The following is a 15,220-nucleotide window of genomic DNA, read 5'->3' as shown; positions in this document are numbered from 1 at the left end:
GGAGTGAAACATAGTGGATTATTCAATTATTCAGATCTTATTAATCTTTATTATGACTTTTATCGTCGCAATTGACCAATTCAGTTTCTTAGAATCTCTTTATCAACCAATTGTAACCGGTTTATTAGTTGGTTTGATTTTAGGAGATGTACAAACTGGGTTAGTTGTTGGTGGTACTTATCAATTAATGACAATTGGTAACATGCCAGTTGGTGGAGCGCAACCACCTAACGCTGTAATTGGTGGTATTATGGCAGCTGTTCTAGCGGTAACATTAAAACTAGAACCAACTGTCGCTGTAGCAACTGCAATTCCGTTCTCATTATTAGGACAATATGGTGTAACTTTGATTTTTACTTTAATGTCGCCAGCAATGTCTGTTGCTGATAACTATGCACATGAAGCAAATACCAAAGGAATCGATCGTTTGAACTATATTGCGATGATTGGTTTAGGTACAATCTTTGGTTTAATCGTGACACTTTTCTTTATTGGTGGTGCCACATTTGGTCAAACAGTTGTAGATGCAATTCCTGGCTGGTTAATGTCTGGACTTAGTGCAGCTGGTGGAATGATGCGTTACGTTGGGTTTGCAATCCTTATGAAAGTTATGTTGTCTAAAGACCTTTGGGGATTCTTATTTGCAGGTTTTGGTATGGCAACAATTGTTATGGCTTCAGAAAGTTTAGCAGGACCAGCATTAATTATTTTAGCATTCATTGGTTTTGCCATTGCTTACTGGGATTTCCAAATTCAAACAAAATTCAAACGTGCTGCAGCTGAAGGTAGCTTAAATGATGGAGGAGGAGAAGAAGATGGCATATAATATTCCTGATACGTATCAAGATTTAACACCGGCAGAGCCTCTTGATAAAAAAACGTTAAATCAAATGGTCTGGCGTTCGCTATTCTTACAAGCGTCATTTAACTATGAAAGAATGCAAGCTGGTGGATGGTTATACTCGATTTTACCTGGACTTAAAAAAATTCACACAAATCAAGATGATTTAGCCGCGTCAATGAGTCATAACTTAGAGTTCTTTAATACTCACCCATTCTTGGTGAACTTTGTAATGGGTATTGTTCTATCAATGGAACAAAATAAAGCTGATATTCCGACAATCCGTGCCGTGCGTGTTGCTGCAATGGGGCCTTTGGGTGGTATTGGTGATGCGTTGTTCTGGTTTACATTGGTACCAATTACCGCGGGTATTACCGCCAACATGGCGATTAATGGGAATATAGCCGCGCCATTTATCTTCTTGCTTATTTTTAACGCGGCTCAATTCGCGCTTCGTTTTTTCTTAATGAATTGGTCTTATAAATTAGGGACTAATGCCATTACGATTTTAACTGAAAATGCAAAAGAGTTTACACGTGCTGCGAGTATCTTAGGTATCTTTATCGTGGGTTCGTTAATCTCTGTTTATGGCGCTACAAAAATAAATGTAGTTATTCCAAATGGTACAACGAATGAAGTTCGTCAAATTACAACGGTCGTTCCATCTGAAAAAGCGGTATCTAAATATGATGATATGCTTTATACGAAAGATGAAGACGGTAAATTAACAGAAGAATTCCAAGAAAATGCAAGTGTTACAAAATTAGAAAATGGTCAGTACGAAGTCGTTTTCAATAAAAACGAAGAAAAACCCGTTGAAATTGATTTGCAAAAGATTTTAGATGGTATCTTACCACAAATGTTGCCATTGGCAATTTCAATGTTACTATACTTCTTATTGGCTAAAAAAGGTTGGACACCAATCAAATGTATTGGTCTAGTCTTAATTATTGGTTTAATTGGATCTGGATTTGGTATTTGGATTAATATTTGGCCAGTATAATTTGAGCGTAATTTTAAGGTCATAGGTATCTCTTATACTTATTAACCTGATGGTGAAGTTAATAAAAGAGTCTGTGATAGTGGAATATCACAGACTCTTTTCATTTATAGTGATGATTTGGGATTTTACTAGCTGAGCCTCAACAATTAGCTATCAAAATCACCTTGACATTCTTTAAAAATTCAAGCATAATATAAGTGGTTGATACCAGTTGGTAACTACAAGAGGAGGTGTGTAATGGAAGAAAAGAAGCAGTCTCTGTACGGAAAATTAGTCGACACTTTACGTGAAACAATCAAGACAGAGATGAAGCCGCATGATTTGTTACCTTCTGAACGCGATTTATCAGAAATATATGGTGTCAGTCGAACCACGGTTCGTCTAGCGCTACAAGAATTAGAACATTTAGGCTATATTTATAAACGTCATGGGAAGGGCACGTTTGTTTCAAGTATTTCAGATAATGTCATGAACCTATCTGGAACATATAGTTTTACTGAACAAATGAAGACTTTAGGTCGAACCCCTGAAACTAAAATTATTTCCTTTGAAGAAGTTGAAGCGAATCAATATTTCGCTGAACATCTTGGTGTCTTTCGAGGTGTTAAGATTATCAAAATTAAACGTCTTCGTCTAGCAGATGGCAAACCAATGATGCTTGAACGAAGTTATCTACCAAAAGATAAATTTGATAATTTAACAATTGAACGCTTAGAAGGAAAATCACTTTATGATGTTTTCTTAAATGACTATCAACAGGTCATTCGTTATGCGGAAGAGGAATTTTATGCAAGTTTAGTCAATCGAAAAGATGCTGAATGGTTGGACATCCCAGAAGGTTCACCATCACTTAATATGATTCGTCAAACTTATAATACAAGTAATGAAGTGGTTGAGTACACGCTAAGTGTGGCGCGTGCTGACCAATTTAGATATCGAATATCACACAATCGAATAACTTAAATCAGGAGGAGAATCTTAATGTTAGATTGGAATACAACAGAATTGGATAAAATTGGTGCAACAATTACAACACAAGAAATTAGTCAACAACCAAAACTTTGGCAAGAAGCTTTAGCTATTTTTAAAGAAAATGAAGCGGGTATCGAAAACTTCATCGAAACATTTAAAAAAGAAGCGGGTCAAAAAATTCGCGTTATTTTTACTGGAGCTGGTACAAGTGCTTATGTTGGTGACGTTGTTCGTCCTCACTTAACACGTTTTGGTGACAATGAAAACTTCATTTTTGAAGCTATTCCGACAACTGATATTGTGTCAGCACCCTATTCTTATTTTAAACCAGCAGAACCAACACTTTTAGTGTCATTTGCGCGTAGTGGAAATTCACCTGAAAGTGTCGCAACAATTGATCTTGCGAATCAATTAGTCAAAGACATCAAACATCTTGTGATTACTTGTGCACCTGAAGGAAAATTAGCGCAAAATGCTAAAGACGATAATGATTCATTCGTATTATTAATGCCTGAATTATCAAATGATAAAGGATTTGCGATGACAGGAAGTTTCTCATGTATGACTTTATCGGCATTATTAACATTTGATAAAGAGCATAAGAATCATGATGAGATTGTGAATGCAATGGTTTCTATGGGAACACAAGCTTTAGCACAAGAAGAATTGATTCAAAGTCTTGTCGATCAAAAATTTGATCGTGTTGTATACTTAGGCTCAGGTAGCTTAAGTGGTTTAACTCGTGAGGCACAACTTAAATTATTAGAATTAACAGCAGGTCGCATTACAACTGCTTTTGATTCATCATTAGGCTTCCGTCATGGACCAAAATCATTTGTTGATGAAGAAACATTAGTTTTCGGATTTATTAGTAATGATGCTTATACACAACAATATGATGTTGATATTTTAGAAGAAATTAAAGGCAATGATATTGCAGCAAAAACAGTTGCGATTGCTCAAAACGATTCTACATATACAGGTGAAACAATCGTTCTTAAGGATGATACAGAGCTAACAGATGGTTTCTTAGCTTTACCATTTGTAATGGTCGCTCAAGTTGTTTCATTATTAGCTTCAATTAAAGTTGGCAACAAACCAGATACACCGTCTCCAACCGGAACAGTAAACCGTGTTGTTAAAGGCGTAACCATTCATTCATTATAAAAGGGGATGTTCTAAGTGAACAGATTTTTTGTAAAAGCGAATAAAATATTTTTAGAAGAAACAGTAGAAACCGATGCATATATCGAAATTATCGATGGCATTTTTGGTGACTGTGTTAAAGAAGTATCATCTGATGCTAAAGTAATTGATTTAGGCGACAAATGGATTGGACCTGGTCTAGTCGATACGCACATTCATGGCTTTAAGAGTCATGACGTCATGGATAATGATGCAGAGGGTATCAAAGAGATGTCGAAAGGATTATTAAGTTGTGGTGTGACTTCATTCTTACCAACAACTTTAACAGCTTCATCTGAACTTCTTGGTAAAGTGGCGCATACGGTAGCTTCGGTTAAAGATCAAGTAGAAGGTGCTAAAATTCAAGGGATATTCTTTGAAGGACCATACTTTACTGAAAAACATAAAGGCGCGCAAAACCCAATTTATTTTACGCACCCAAGTATTGAAGAATTTCATGAATGGCAAACACAAGCAGGTGGTTTAATTAATAAAATTGCCCTTGCTCCAGAAAAAGAGGGTGCACTTGATTTTATTTCTCAAGTCACTGCTGAAGGTGTCACTGTTGCTTTAGCGCATAGTGATGCAACATATGAAGAAGCTAAAAAAGGTGTCGAACGTGGTGGTAGTATTTTTGTTCATACTTACAATGGTATGAGTGGCTTCACTCACCGCGAACCAGGAATGGTTGGTGCAGCAATGACTTCTAAAGAGGCATACGGTGAATTAATTTGTGATGGTCATCATGTTCATCCAAAAGCCGTTGAAGTTTTAGTTGATGTGAAAACACCAGATAAAGTAGCGTTAATTACTGACTGTATGCGCGCTGGTGGTATGCCTGAAGGTCATTATCATTTAGGTGAATTCCCAGTTGAAGTGAAAGATGGCGCCGCACGTTTAGAATCAAATGGCTCACTTGCAGGTAGTGTATTACAACTAATTGAAGGTGTCCGTAATGTTGTTGATTGGAATGTAGCAACTGTTTTTGATGCACTTAAAATGGGTTCATTAGTTCCAGCCAAAAGTGTTGGTATTGATGACGTTTGCGGTAGTATCAAAAAAGGTAAACCAGCAGACTTTATCGTTTTAAATAAAGATTTAGAATTACTTGCAACATACTTAGATGGCGAACAAAAATACAGTAAATAATGGGAGATTTTAGCATGAAAAACTTAACAGCAACAAAAAGAAAATTAATGGATCAATTATCAACAAAAGATGGCATCATTGGAGCCTTAGCAATTGACCAACGTGGTGCACTGAAAAAAATGTTAGCTAAAGAAAACTTTCAAGGTGATGTAACACAAGCAATCGTTGACTTTAAAAAACTTGTTTCAGAAGAATTAACACCGTACGCAACATCAATTCTTTTAGACCCAGAATATGGTTTACCAGCTTCAGAAGTGAAAGTAGCAGATGCAGGACTTTTACTTGCTTATGAACAAACTGGTTATGATGCAACTGAACCAGGTCGCTTCCCAGACTTAATCGTTGATTGGTCAGCTTATCGTATCCGTGAGGTTAAAGCAGATGCTGTTAAATTCTTACTTTACTATGATGTGGATGAATCTGCTGAAGTTAACGAACGTAAACATGCATTCGTTGAACGTATTGGTAGCGAATGTGCAGCAGAAGATATTCCATTTTACTTAGAATTATTATCATATGATGCTAACAATGATGACAATGCTTCAAAAGAATTCGCAAAAGTAAAACCACATAAAGTAAATGCAATGATGAAAGAATTCTCTAAAGATCGTTATAAAATTGACGTCTTAAAAATGGAAGTTCCTGTAAACATGAAATTTGTTGAAGGTTTTGCTGAAAATGATGCTGATGTTGTTTATACAAAAGCAGAAGCAGCTAAAATCTTTAAAGAACAAAGTGATGCAACTGACTTACCATTTATTTTCTTAAGTGCTGGTGTAAGTGCTAAATTATTCCAAGAAACATTAGAATTTGCTGCAGAAGCAGGTTCTGAATTTAATGGTGTGCTATGTGGCCGTGCAACTTGGGCAAATGGCGTAAGTGTTTTTGCTAAAGAAGGCGAAACAGCTGCAAGACAATGGTTACAAACAGAAGGACGCAAAAATATTGAAGAATTAAATGAAGTACTTTACCGTACGGCTACTTCATGGCATAAAAAATTCTAAGAAGTAGGTGAAAAGCGATGGTTTTAGCGATTACATTAAATCCGTCACTTGATATTTCTTATCCGATTGAAACGTTAAAAATCAATGATGTCAATCGATGCCAAACAGTCAGTAAAACTGCTGGTGGTAAAGGATTAAATGTTGCACGAGTGATTCATCAAATGGATGGATCAGTCGTAGCAACAGGATTTTTAGGTGGCAATATCGGAAAGTATATTGAAGATCAATTGACAGAACAAGAGATTCAACATCAGTTTCAACATATTAATGGTGAAACGAGAAATTGTATTGCCATTCTGCACGATCAGGGTCAACAAACTGAAGTTTTAGAGGGAGGACCCACACTTTCAGTTGAAGATTTAGAAAAATTGAAAGCTCTTCTTGAAGATTTAGTTGGGGCTCATGATGTCGTGACAATCTCAGGTAGCTTATCAAAAGGCTTACCTGAAGATAGCTATGTTCAATTGATTGAGCAGTTAAATGCAAAGAATAAAAAAGTGATTTTAGATTCTTCTGGTGGTTCGTTGAAAGCTGTTTTAAATTCAAATGTTAAGCCCTATGCAATTAAACCCAATTTAACTGAAATTGAAGAATTGACAGGTGTTGCGGTGTCCTTAGAAGATTTAACAGGTTTGAAATCATTACTTCTAGGAGAACAGTTTATGGCAATTCCATTAATTGTGATTTCCTTAGGAGCTGACGGAGCATTCGTTAAGTCCGGTAAACAATTTTATCGTGTAACAATTCCTAAAATTAATGTTGTCAATCCAGTCGGAAGTGGTGACTCAACTGTTGCTGGTTTAGCTTTGGCACTTGAAAAACAAGCTAGTTTAGAAGAAATTTTGAAAACGGCAATGGCCTTGGGATTGTTGAATACTATGGAACAAAAAACTGGCTTTGTGAATCCGTTAAACTTTGATAAGTATTTTGAATTAGTTAAAGTTGAAGAAATTTAATAAAAATGGGATAGATATAATATTAAAAGCATGAAAACAGGTTTGAACTTGTTTCCATGCTTTTTAGTTTATTCTTATTTTAAATCTGCTAATATTATTAGAATATGCTTTTTATAAATGTTTGAATTCGGTATAATATATATATGTATTTTGTTAGGGAGATGGTATTAAAATGAGATCTTTAAAACAAGAAAAAGAGCCAATGTTATCTTTTTTTCTGATATTTTTAGTTTTTTCTTTGCTTATTCAATTTAGTTTTGCCTATTTAATTAATGAAGAATTAGACATAATAAATTATAATCTTGTGTGGGCAACATCCAAAGTGGATTCAATTGCTACCATGTATCAAGACATTGATATTTTGAATTATCCACCGATTTTTCCGCTATTATTGAGATTAATTAATCCTTTTATGACAGGCTTTTCAGAAGGCCGTATTCCAAGATTAATTTTTGTAGCCTTGAAATTCTGGCCAATTGTTTTTAATGCACTATTAAGCATTTCGGTGTATGTTTTAGCCAAGAAAAATAAATTATTTTGGACTTGCTTCTGCCTCTTTAATCCAGCATTCATTATGAATTCTGCTATTTGGGGTCAAGTCGATTCATTGTATTTACTACTATTAATTCTATGTTTCTATGCACTTAATAACGATCATTTGTATTTAGGCTCATTCTTCTTTGCGCTTGGCTGTTTATCTAAATTGCAATTTTGCTATTTGTTTCCATTATTTTTAATCTTTATTATTCGTAAATATGGTGTTTCGAAAACTTTGAAAGGTATTTTATTGTCATTAGTGACGGGGTTAATAGGATGGCTACCTTTTATGCTCGGAAGTAAAAATATGATGTTACCATTCGAAATTTATTTTGGTGGTGCAAGTATGTATCCTTCTGTGAATATGAACGCTTTTAATATCTACCCACTATTTTACGGAACAGAGTATGGCGACATTAATCGTGCAGTGTTAGGTCCAATCACGTTGAATCATTTAAATTATCTTTTCTTAATTTTGATTGTGATCATAATGTGTTGGCTGTTGTGGAAATACTTTGATAAACCAGGTGTTTCATATATAATTCTAGGCATTTATATCAACAGTGTTTTCATGTTAACAATGGGACAACATGAGAGATACCAGTTGCCTGTCATTGCCTTTTTAATTCTTTATGGTATGGCGTATACCGATAAAGAAGAAATATGGTTTGCAACGCTCTTTAGTTTTATTACTTTTGGAAATCAGTTCTTTATATATTTTATGGACATAATTAAAAACGAGACCATTATGGGTTACGCTTTCTTGATAGGATCTCTGGTTAATATCTTATTATTGGTATTGCTATATATCCGTGGGTCTTACCATATGAAATTAAAGAAAACTGAAATAAGTCTAGAATAATTGAAAAGGCATCTTATCAACTTGTGGATTGATAGGATGCCCTTTTATTTTTGTAAGATTGGTAGACTTTCAATATTTATTTACGTCTTACCATATAGCGTTCTTCTTCATAAATCATTGCAATAATTGATGTGATTGCCGCAACAAGAAGTTCTTTGTCAGGATTGTCTAGCTGAATACTAAAACTGAATGACTGATCATCTTCAGCATTCACCATAATTTTAGCAATTTTCTGTTTACTTTCAGATATGGTAAAAGATTGACCAGTGACTTCGCCATCAATACTTAATTTTTCACCATTGATTTCATACATTGTTTGAAATTGTTTCATGTCTTTAAGAACGGTAATTTCTTTGTGTCCAGGTAATTTAAGGTAGAAACGAGGTAGGTCAAAGAGACCAAAATTGTTCGTTGCGCGTTTAATTGTACCTAACTCATTATTATTTTCATCAAGTAAATCGAATTTTTTCCGAGTAGGAATCGTTCTAAGTGGGTTGAGTTTAAATAAAAGATCACCATTTTCTTTACGAGCAACAATTGTGTTTTCTTCTGTTTTGATTGTTAATGTCATAACAAAAACCTCCCTTTATTATTAGCTATATGATAGCACTTAATTTCAGAATATACTAAAAAAGACATGCATTTTGAAGTACATGTCTTTTTATTTTTGAGTGGGTGCTATGTAACCACAAAGTGTCAGCGCCACCACTTTATAATCCGGGTTCTGTGAGCTGGGGTTCGGCATTAAGCTAATCATCCAAATCTGACAAAAACCGTCGGTTTCATCCGCTTATCTTATTGTTCATCCCAAAGCGCTTTTCCACCCCTTTAATTTCGTTGTTTCTTCCAATTTTCTAATTCTAAGCTGAAGACTTTTTTTGTTTTGGTTAGCTCTTGTATGGTTTTTGTGCCGGTTAGGCTCATTAATTTTTTTAAGTGTTCTTGCCAGTTTAAGAGAGTGGCAATGGTTGCATCATTACCTTGTGTCAGGCATTGATGTAGGATTTCACCGGAAAGTCCGACTGCTTTGGCACCTAAACTGTAAGCTTTAATTATATCAAGTGGGTTTCTAATGCCACCAGAGGCGATAAAATCAGCCTGTGACAAGAATGGCTGTGCTTCTAATAAAGATTCAGCTGTTGTTTGTCCCCAGTCGTAGAGGTAGCTAAACTCTTCTTGTTCACGGCGTTCATTTTCGATTTGAATAAAGTTTGTACCACCACGTCCTGCAACATCAATCATCGTTACACCGATATCGAGTAATTGTTGGATTGTTTCTTGTGACATGCCGAAACCAACTTCTTTAACAATCACTGGTACGTCAAGATGTTGAACGAGAGTCTCAATATTATGCAACCAACTAGAAAAAGCGCGATCACCTTCTGGCATCACAATCTCTTGCGGAATGTTTAAATGTACCTGTAATGCGTCAGCTTGTAAAAGATCAACTGCTCGCTTGGCATTTTCAAGTGAATGATGTGCGCCAATATTTGAAAAAATGAAGCCATCTGGATTTTCTTTGCGGACAATTGTAAAACTGTCACGAATTTCAGAATCATCATGCTTTAAGGCAATACTAACTGAACCAACAGCCATTGCGAGATGACATTCTTTGGCAATCCGACTTAAGTTTTGGTTAATAATTTTAGTTTTTGGGCTACCACCAGTCATGGCATTGATAAAGAAAGGCACCTCTAAATCAAAGGTACCTATCTTTGTATTTAAATTTACATCTGCGATATCAACCGTTGTTAAGGATTGATGAACGAGACGAACGTCATCAAATCCATTGTTTGCATGTGCTTGATAATTCATCTCTGCTAGATGAACGTGTGCATCTTTTCGACTCCAAATTGATGACATCTTTAGTCCTCCCATTGAACAGATTGTTTATTGGTAATATTACTTTCAAAGACTTGTAAGGGTAAATTCAAGATTCCTTGTTCTCGCCATTGGGTAATCATTGGAAGAATTTCATCGCGTTGATTAAAAATCGCAATCCCGCAATCACCACCACCAGCACCGGAAGATTTTGAAGCTCCTTCAAATTCTTCTGCGATGTGAATCAGTTGATGCAAGGCAGATGTTTCAATATCGACCCCACTTTTTGTGCCTAAAGAACGTAATAATTCACGATTTTCACGAATCATGCGTTGAATAGATGCTAAATCTTGCGCTTTAAAAGCAGCGATTAACTCGGTCACACAGGCTTTACTTTTGGCAAGAAAATCTTTATAAAAACCATTCATATCACTTTGTTCATCTTGAACTTGATCGACTAAAAACGTTGTTGAGGCAGGTGTGCCTGTCCAACCAATTAAAAGACGTAGATCTTTTGGAGCCGTCAAAGGCTCAATCATTAGTTTTGGCCATTTTTTATTGACCAAATCAACTAAAGTCATCGTTGGATGATTGGTTTGATTTAGTAACCACTGACGATCGAAACAAGAATAAGCAATCCAACCTTCATATGAACTTGCGGCAAGGTCGCCAAAACTACCATTACTATTCAATGAAAGATGGGTAATGGCGGCTAATTTATAGAGTAATTCAGCAGTATAATCGATTTTGTAAAAACTTAAAATGGCTTTAATTGTTGCAATCGTAACAGCACCACTTGATCCTAAACCATATTTACGTCCATCGCGGTTATCAAGTTCACTTTGAATAGTTAAATCGAAATACTTTAAATCATAGTTTTGTTCTTGTAGGTATTGTTCAACAACAGTCACCGATTTTGTAATATAAGAAAATGGATTTTCACGTTCATCCATATAAAATTTCCCGTTTTTACGTGTCCATGGAATTGAAATACCATTTGAGTAGCGTGAACAAATGCTACCTTGCGATTTCGCTTCAACAAGGGTCACTGTAATAAATTGATCAAGAGCCACAATCACGGCTGGGTGGCCTGGTTCTAAGACTGCATATTCGCCAGCAATGTAAAGTTTGCCGGGTGCGCTTGCTTTTATCAACAAAATTTCCTCCTTTAATACGTCCAATCGGAGAGTTTGAGTGATTGGATACCAGAACCCACACCTGAAGTAATCAGTTGGTCTGGTTTAAAATCTTTTAAAAGTATTTTTTTTATTTTTTCAATGTTTGAGCCTTGGCAAAGTACTTTAACATTTGGCCCAGCGTCCATTGTAACATAACAAGGAATGCCTTGGGCGCGAATTTCTTGAATCTTTTGAAAAGCTTTAACACTTTCAGGTTCCCAATAAGAAATTGGCGGAATAGCACCTAACATCGTGCCATGCATTTTCATACCATTGGCTTCAGTTATTTCACCAACACGAATGAAGTCCTGTGCCTGAATGGCGTCTTTAATTGCAATTAAATCTTTTTCAGCACTTTCGACCCAAGCAGGATAAAAGGCAGAAGTTTCAACGGTTTGTTTCATACCGACACGACTCGATAATTTCTTTTCACCGGTATTTACGGCAATGACAAGCATCGCAACATCCCAATCAGCTGCATCAATCGGAATGGCATGACTTGAAAGAGAGTCATGATCAATGCCTTTATTCCATTCGACAAAACCGCCATAAAGGCTTCTTGTGGCACTGCCACTGCCTCTTCTGGCAAAAGTTGATAAGACTTCAGTTGATAATTCAAGGTTAAATGCATCACGGCATGCGCCTGACAGTGCTGCGAAAGCTGAGGCTGATGACGCTAGCCCAGCAGCAGTCGGTACGTGATTGTAGCTTTCGACTTTCACACGGCTATTATTATTTGCTTCATGGCGGAATAAATCAATAAAGTTGGCGATTTTCTGTGTTTCTTTTTCACCTTGTAAGACACCGTTTAGATAAAAAGTATCCGCTTCTGCAGTAGGTTCAAGGGTTACTTTTGTATCGGTATAAAAAGCATCTAATGTGAGTGAAAGACTACTATTCATTGGTAAAAATAAGTTTTCATCTCTTTTACCCCAATATTTGATTAGGGCAATATTTGTATGCGCTCGACATAAGCCACTATTTTCCATTTTTAACACTCATTTCATGAAGCCAAGTATTTTTAGCGCCTGCCTTAATAAGTGAGGCTTGAATACGTTCAGCGTGATGTTTGTCTTGTGCCAAAGCAATCATACAACCGCCACGACCACCACCGGTTAATTTAGCGCCCAGTGCATCAGTATCTAATGCTGCTTGTACCAAGGTATTAAGGGCATTATTTGAGACACCTAAATCAGTTAATAATTGATGAACTTCAGTCATGTATGAACCTAATGCTGTACATTGATTATTTTCTAAAGCGAATCTACCGAGATCAGCCAGTTCGCCTAAGCGATTAATAATTGCTTGATATTTAGGCCCATCGACGCCATTTAATTTTTCAGCGACACTTGCAACGGCTTCTTTTGTTTGGCCAGTAACACCAGTATCGGCGACAATGAGATAGGCATTTAAATGAGGTGTGATGGGTTGGAAAGGTCGCCCCTTAATATAGTAGAAAGGTATTGAGCTACTTGTCATCAGAGCATCCAATCCACTTGGATTACCATGGGCAATTTTTTCAGCAATATCAACAATTTCTAAGAGCTCATCTTGTGTAAGGGTTGCATTAAAGTAGTCATAGATTGCGCGCGTTGTAGCGACCGCTACTGCAGCACTTGACCCCATGCCACGTTCAGCAGGGATCCTACTTTCAATTGTAATGGCAAGCGGTGTCTCTTTTTGGTTCAAACGTTTGGTACAAACGCGAATCGTTTCTTTTAAACTTTCTAGTAATTCAGGCATTTCATCAACAATTCCATGATAAAAATCACAATCAATCGTTGTTTTATCTTGTTGCGCCGTCACGCTTGTTTTAATAGTGACAGCTGGAAAAGGAATCGCAATTGACGGTTGATGATAGACAACCGAGTGCTCTCCTAAAAGAATAATTTTTCCATTGGCTAAGCCAATTCCTGTGTGTTGCGTCATAAATATAGACTCCTTTAGTTATTTGGATAATAAAGTCACAATAAATGGAGCGGCATAAAGTGACATAAATTGAATACCATAGCCTACCCCCAACCGGTTAAGTGTACCACAAATGAGACTCATTAATAAAACCCCAAAGACATTAATTAAACCTGCATCGATGTAGGCTAGTAAAAAGACTAGTGCGATGAAAAGAGCGAGCATTGCTTCATGTGGGATTTTTTTTAAGACAAAATAAGTTAAAGGTTCTGCAAATTTTGTAGCTAAAAAATAAACCAGAGTTAAGGCAATCACACTTCCAATAATAAAGGCTAGCATTAACCAATTTTTAGGATACATATCCGTAATTGTATTGCCGATACTAAAGACTGGTGGTGCTTCGAAAAAGGCTGCACCTGGGCCAATTGCTGAGGGTGCCATTGGTAAACCAATGGCGACAATCGAAATCATGATGCCTGAGATATAGGTACTTTGTGCTAAGGCTGTCATGGTTGTAATTTTAAGTTCAGCTCGTTTGAGTTCGTCCGTTTCTTTCTTACCCATCATTTCGCCAAAAAGCACAATCAGACCGACTGGACTTAAGACGAAGAGAAAGTTTGATAAGAAACTAGCGACTGTTGCACTGATCCATTCGTTTTTTGTTAAACGATTTTTAAAGGCTTCTTTTTTCGCCTGTTGTTGTTCTTTGGTTGGCATTGGGATTTTCATCGGTTTCACTTCAGCAACCATTAATTTTTTCTTTTCATTTCCATTCAATAATGAAAGCAGTGATAAAATTAAAGGTGCCACAGTAATCCCTAAGAAAAAGGATGTCGTAATATTTTTATCTGCTGGCACAGCTCCAGTTTGCCAGTATAAAGCACGTAAACCTTGGAAAACGAGTGCTAAAGGTACAATACTAATTAATGATAATAATTTCGCAGAGCTTAAAAGAGACAGGAAGATTGCCCCGCCAATAAAAATTAAGTTAGCATGCTGACTGATGTCGCTAGCAAAAGGTGCAATCAGTTTCGCGATAAATAAACAACTAATGAGGGAAACCGTTACGCCAATCGCGCTACCAAGTGCGGCTTTTTTGATGACATGACTGGTACGACCATGCTTTTTAACAATTAGTGCGGAATCTAACATTGGCGTTGATAAAACTCCACCAGGAAGATTGGCAATCAGTGCCGGCATAATATTCATCAGGCCTAGCGTAACAAATGAAGCAACGAAAAAGGTCAGTACAACAAGTGGTTCGACTTTAGCCATGATGAGTGCTAGTGTAATCGGCATTAAAACACTTGTTTCATCTGTTCCTGGAATGAATCCAATTAATGAATAAATAATGAAGGCGCTAAAACTAGCGACAATCATTTGTAAGATTAAAGCAGTTGTCATCTAAACGTGTTCCTCACTTTCTTCTGTGAGTGCTTCCAATTTTCTTTTTGGCTTAACGAGCACAGAGTTAATGATAAAACTAAGGACGGCCCCACCCAGTCCAAAAAATAATTGTTTCGTTGGATCGTCTGCAGGTGCAATAAAAAAGGCGCCCATCGTTAAAATGACAGACAAAATGATTGAGCGAATCAAGTCAGACACACCGACTGTATCCCCCCAAAGCGAAACAAGATCTTGCTTCTTCATATTATGTTTTTCCTCCTAAAAAAGTTAATAACCACTTATCACTATACTTAAAAATTGAGAGAAAGCCATCTTTCTGCTGTCTCTTTAATCAAAAATTATATAATTTTCACAAAAAGCGCTAGATTTATTAAAAAAAGGTTAGGGGAGTCCTTTG

At 36.4% G+C, this 15,220-nt stretch carries 15 protein-coding genes; 8 read left to right on the top strand and 7 right to left on the bottom strand.

Annotated features, from left to right (window positions below; translation table 11 throughout):
* The first annotated feature begins 13 nt into the window (after positions 1 to 13).
* From ESZ54_RS00760 to ESZ54_RS00725, 8 genes are all read left to right on the top strand, one after another.
* A complete protein-coding gene (locus ESZ54_RS00760) occupies positions 14 to 826 on the top strand; it encodes a PTS mannose/fructose/sorbose/N-acetylgalactosamine transporter subunit IIC (RefSeq protein WP_136135763.1) in 813 nt (270 codons plus the stop codon).
* On the top strand, positions 816 to 1,844 hold the full coding sequence (locus tag ESZ54_RS00755; protein WP_136135762.1) for a PTS system mannose/fructose/sorbose family transporter subunit IID: 1,029 nt from the start codon (positions 816 to 818) through the stop codon (positions 1,842 to 1,844). Before ESZ54_RS00760 ends, ESZ54_RS00755 begins: the two co-directional genes overlap by 11 nt.
* Before the next feature lie 237 nt (positions 1,845 to 2,081).
* Positions 2,082 to 2,807, top strand: coding sequence for a GntR family transcriptional regulator (locus ESZ54_RS00750; RefSeq protein ID WP_136135761.1), 726 nt, complete (start codon positions 2,082 to 2,084; stop codon positions 2,805 to 2,807).
* A gap of 18 nt (positions 2,808 to 2,825) precedes the next feature.
* Entirely contained in the window at positions 2,826 to 3,983 is a 1,158-nt protein-coding gene (locus tag ESZ54_RS00745) for an SIS domain-containing protein (RefSeq protein WP_136135760.1), read from the top strand.
* Between the two features lie 15 nt (positions 3,984 to 3,998).
* The gene (nagA, locus tag ESZ54_RS00740; RefSeq protein ID WP_136135759.1) at positions 3,999 to 5,150 is read left to right on the top strand and encodes an N-acetylglucosamine-6-phosphate deacetylase; all 1,152 of its coding nucleotides are present in this window, start codon (positions 3,999 to 4,001) and stop codon (positions 5,148 to 5,150) included.
* Positions 5,151 to 5,164: 14 nt separating this feature from the next.
* Positions 5,165 to 6,154, top strand: a complete 990-nt coding sequence (lacD, locus tag ESZ54_RS00735) for a tagatose-bisphosphate aldolase (protein WP_136135758.1) — start codon at positions 5,165 to 5,167, stop codon at positions 6,152 to 6,154.
* A gap of 17 nt (positions 6,155 to 6,171) precedes the next feature.
* Positions 6,172 to 7,110 carry a hexose kinase gene (locus ESZ54_RS00730; protein ID WP_136135757.1) on the top strand — a complete coding sequence of 313 codons (939 nt, stop codon included), beginning with the start codon at positions 6,172 to 6,174 and terminating at the stop codon, positions 7,108 to 7,110.
* 172 nt (positions 7,111 to 7,282) lie between these two features.
* Positions 7,283 to 8,509 carry a hypothetical protein gene (locus tag ESZ54_RS00725; RefSeq protein ID WP_136135756.1) on the top strand — a complete coding sequence of 409 codons (1,227 nt, stop codon included), beginning with the start codon at positions 7,283 to 7,285 and terminating at the stop codon, positions 8,507 to 8,509.
* 76 nt (positions 8,510 to 8,585) lie between these two features.
* Here the strand turns inward: ESZ54_RS00725 and ESZ54_RS00720 are convergent, their stop codons facing one another.
* From ESZ54_RS00720 to ESZ54_RS00690, 7 genes are all read right to left on the bottom strand, one after another.
* The gene (locus ESZ54_RS00720) at positions 8,586 to 9,080 is read right to left on the bottom strand and encodes an LURP-one-related family protein (RefSeq protein ID WP_136135755.1); all 495 of its coding nucleotides are present in this window, start codon (positions 9,078 to 9,080) and stop codon (positions 8,586 to 8,588) included.
* A gap of 257 nt (positions 9,081 to 9,337) precedes the next feature.
* A complete protein-coding gene (gene fni / locus ESZ54_RS00715; RefSeq protein ID WP_136135754.1) occupies positions 9,338 to 10,372 on the bottom strand; it encodes a type 2 isopentenyl-diphosphate Delta-isomerase in 1,035 nt (344 codons plus the stop codon).
* Between the two features lie 2 nt (positions 10,373 to 10,374).
* Positions 10,375 to 11,484 carry a phosphomevalonate kinase gene (locus ESZ54_RS00710; protein ID WP_136135753.1) on the bottom strand — a complete coding sequence of 370 codons (1,110 nt, stop codon included), beginning with the start codon at positions 11,482 to 11,484 and terminating at the stop codon, positions 10,375 to 10,377.
* Positions 11,485 to 11,498: 14 nt separating this feature from the next.
* Positions 11,499 to 12,497, bottom strand: coding sequence for a diphosphomevalonate decarboxylase (gene mvaD, locus ESZ54_RS00705; protein WP_136135752.1), 999 nt, complete (start codon positions 12,495 to 12,497; stop codon positions 11,499 to 11,501).
* Complete coding sequence (gene mvk, locus ESZ54_RS00700) at positions 12,487 to 13,437, bottom strand: mevalonate kinase (RefSeq protein ID WP_136135751.1); 951 nt, start codon at positions 13,435 to 13,437, stop codon at positions 12,487 to 12,489. The genes mvaD and mvk overlap by 11 nt, the downstream gene beginning before the upstream one ends.
* 18 nt (positions 13,438 to 13,455) lie before the next feature.
* Positions 13,456 to 14,820 carry a tripartite tricarboxylate transporter permease gene (locus tag ESZ54_RS00695; RefSeq protein WP_136135750.1) on the bottom strand — a complete coding sequence of 455 codons (1,365 nt, stop codon included), beginning with the start codon at positions 14,818 to 14,820 and terminating at the stop codon, positions 13,456 to 13,458.
* Positions 14,821 to 15,066: a hypothetical protein gene (locus ESZ54_RS00690; protein ID WP_136135749.1), complete on the bottom strand. Its 246-nt coding sequence runs from the start codon at positions 15,064 to 15,066 to the stop codon at positions 14,821 to 14,823.
* Positions 15,067 to 15,220 lie beyond the last annotated feature (154 nt).

This window comes from Vagococcus silagei (genome assembly GCF_004795745.1).
Classification (GTDB): domain Bacteria; phylum Bacillota; class Bacilli; order Lactobacillales; family Vagococcaceae; genus Vagococcus; species Vagococcus silagei.
This window is presented reverse-complemented; position numbering and strand designations above follow the sequence as displayed.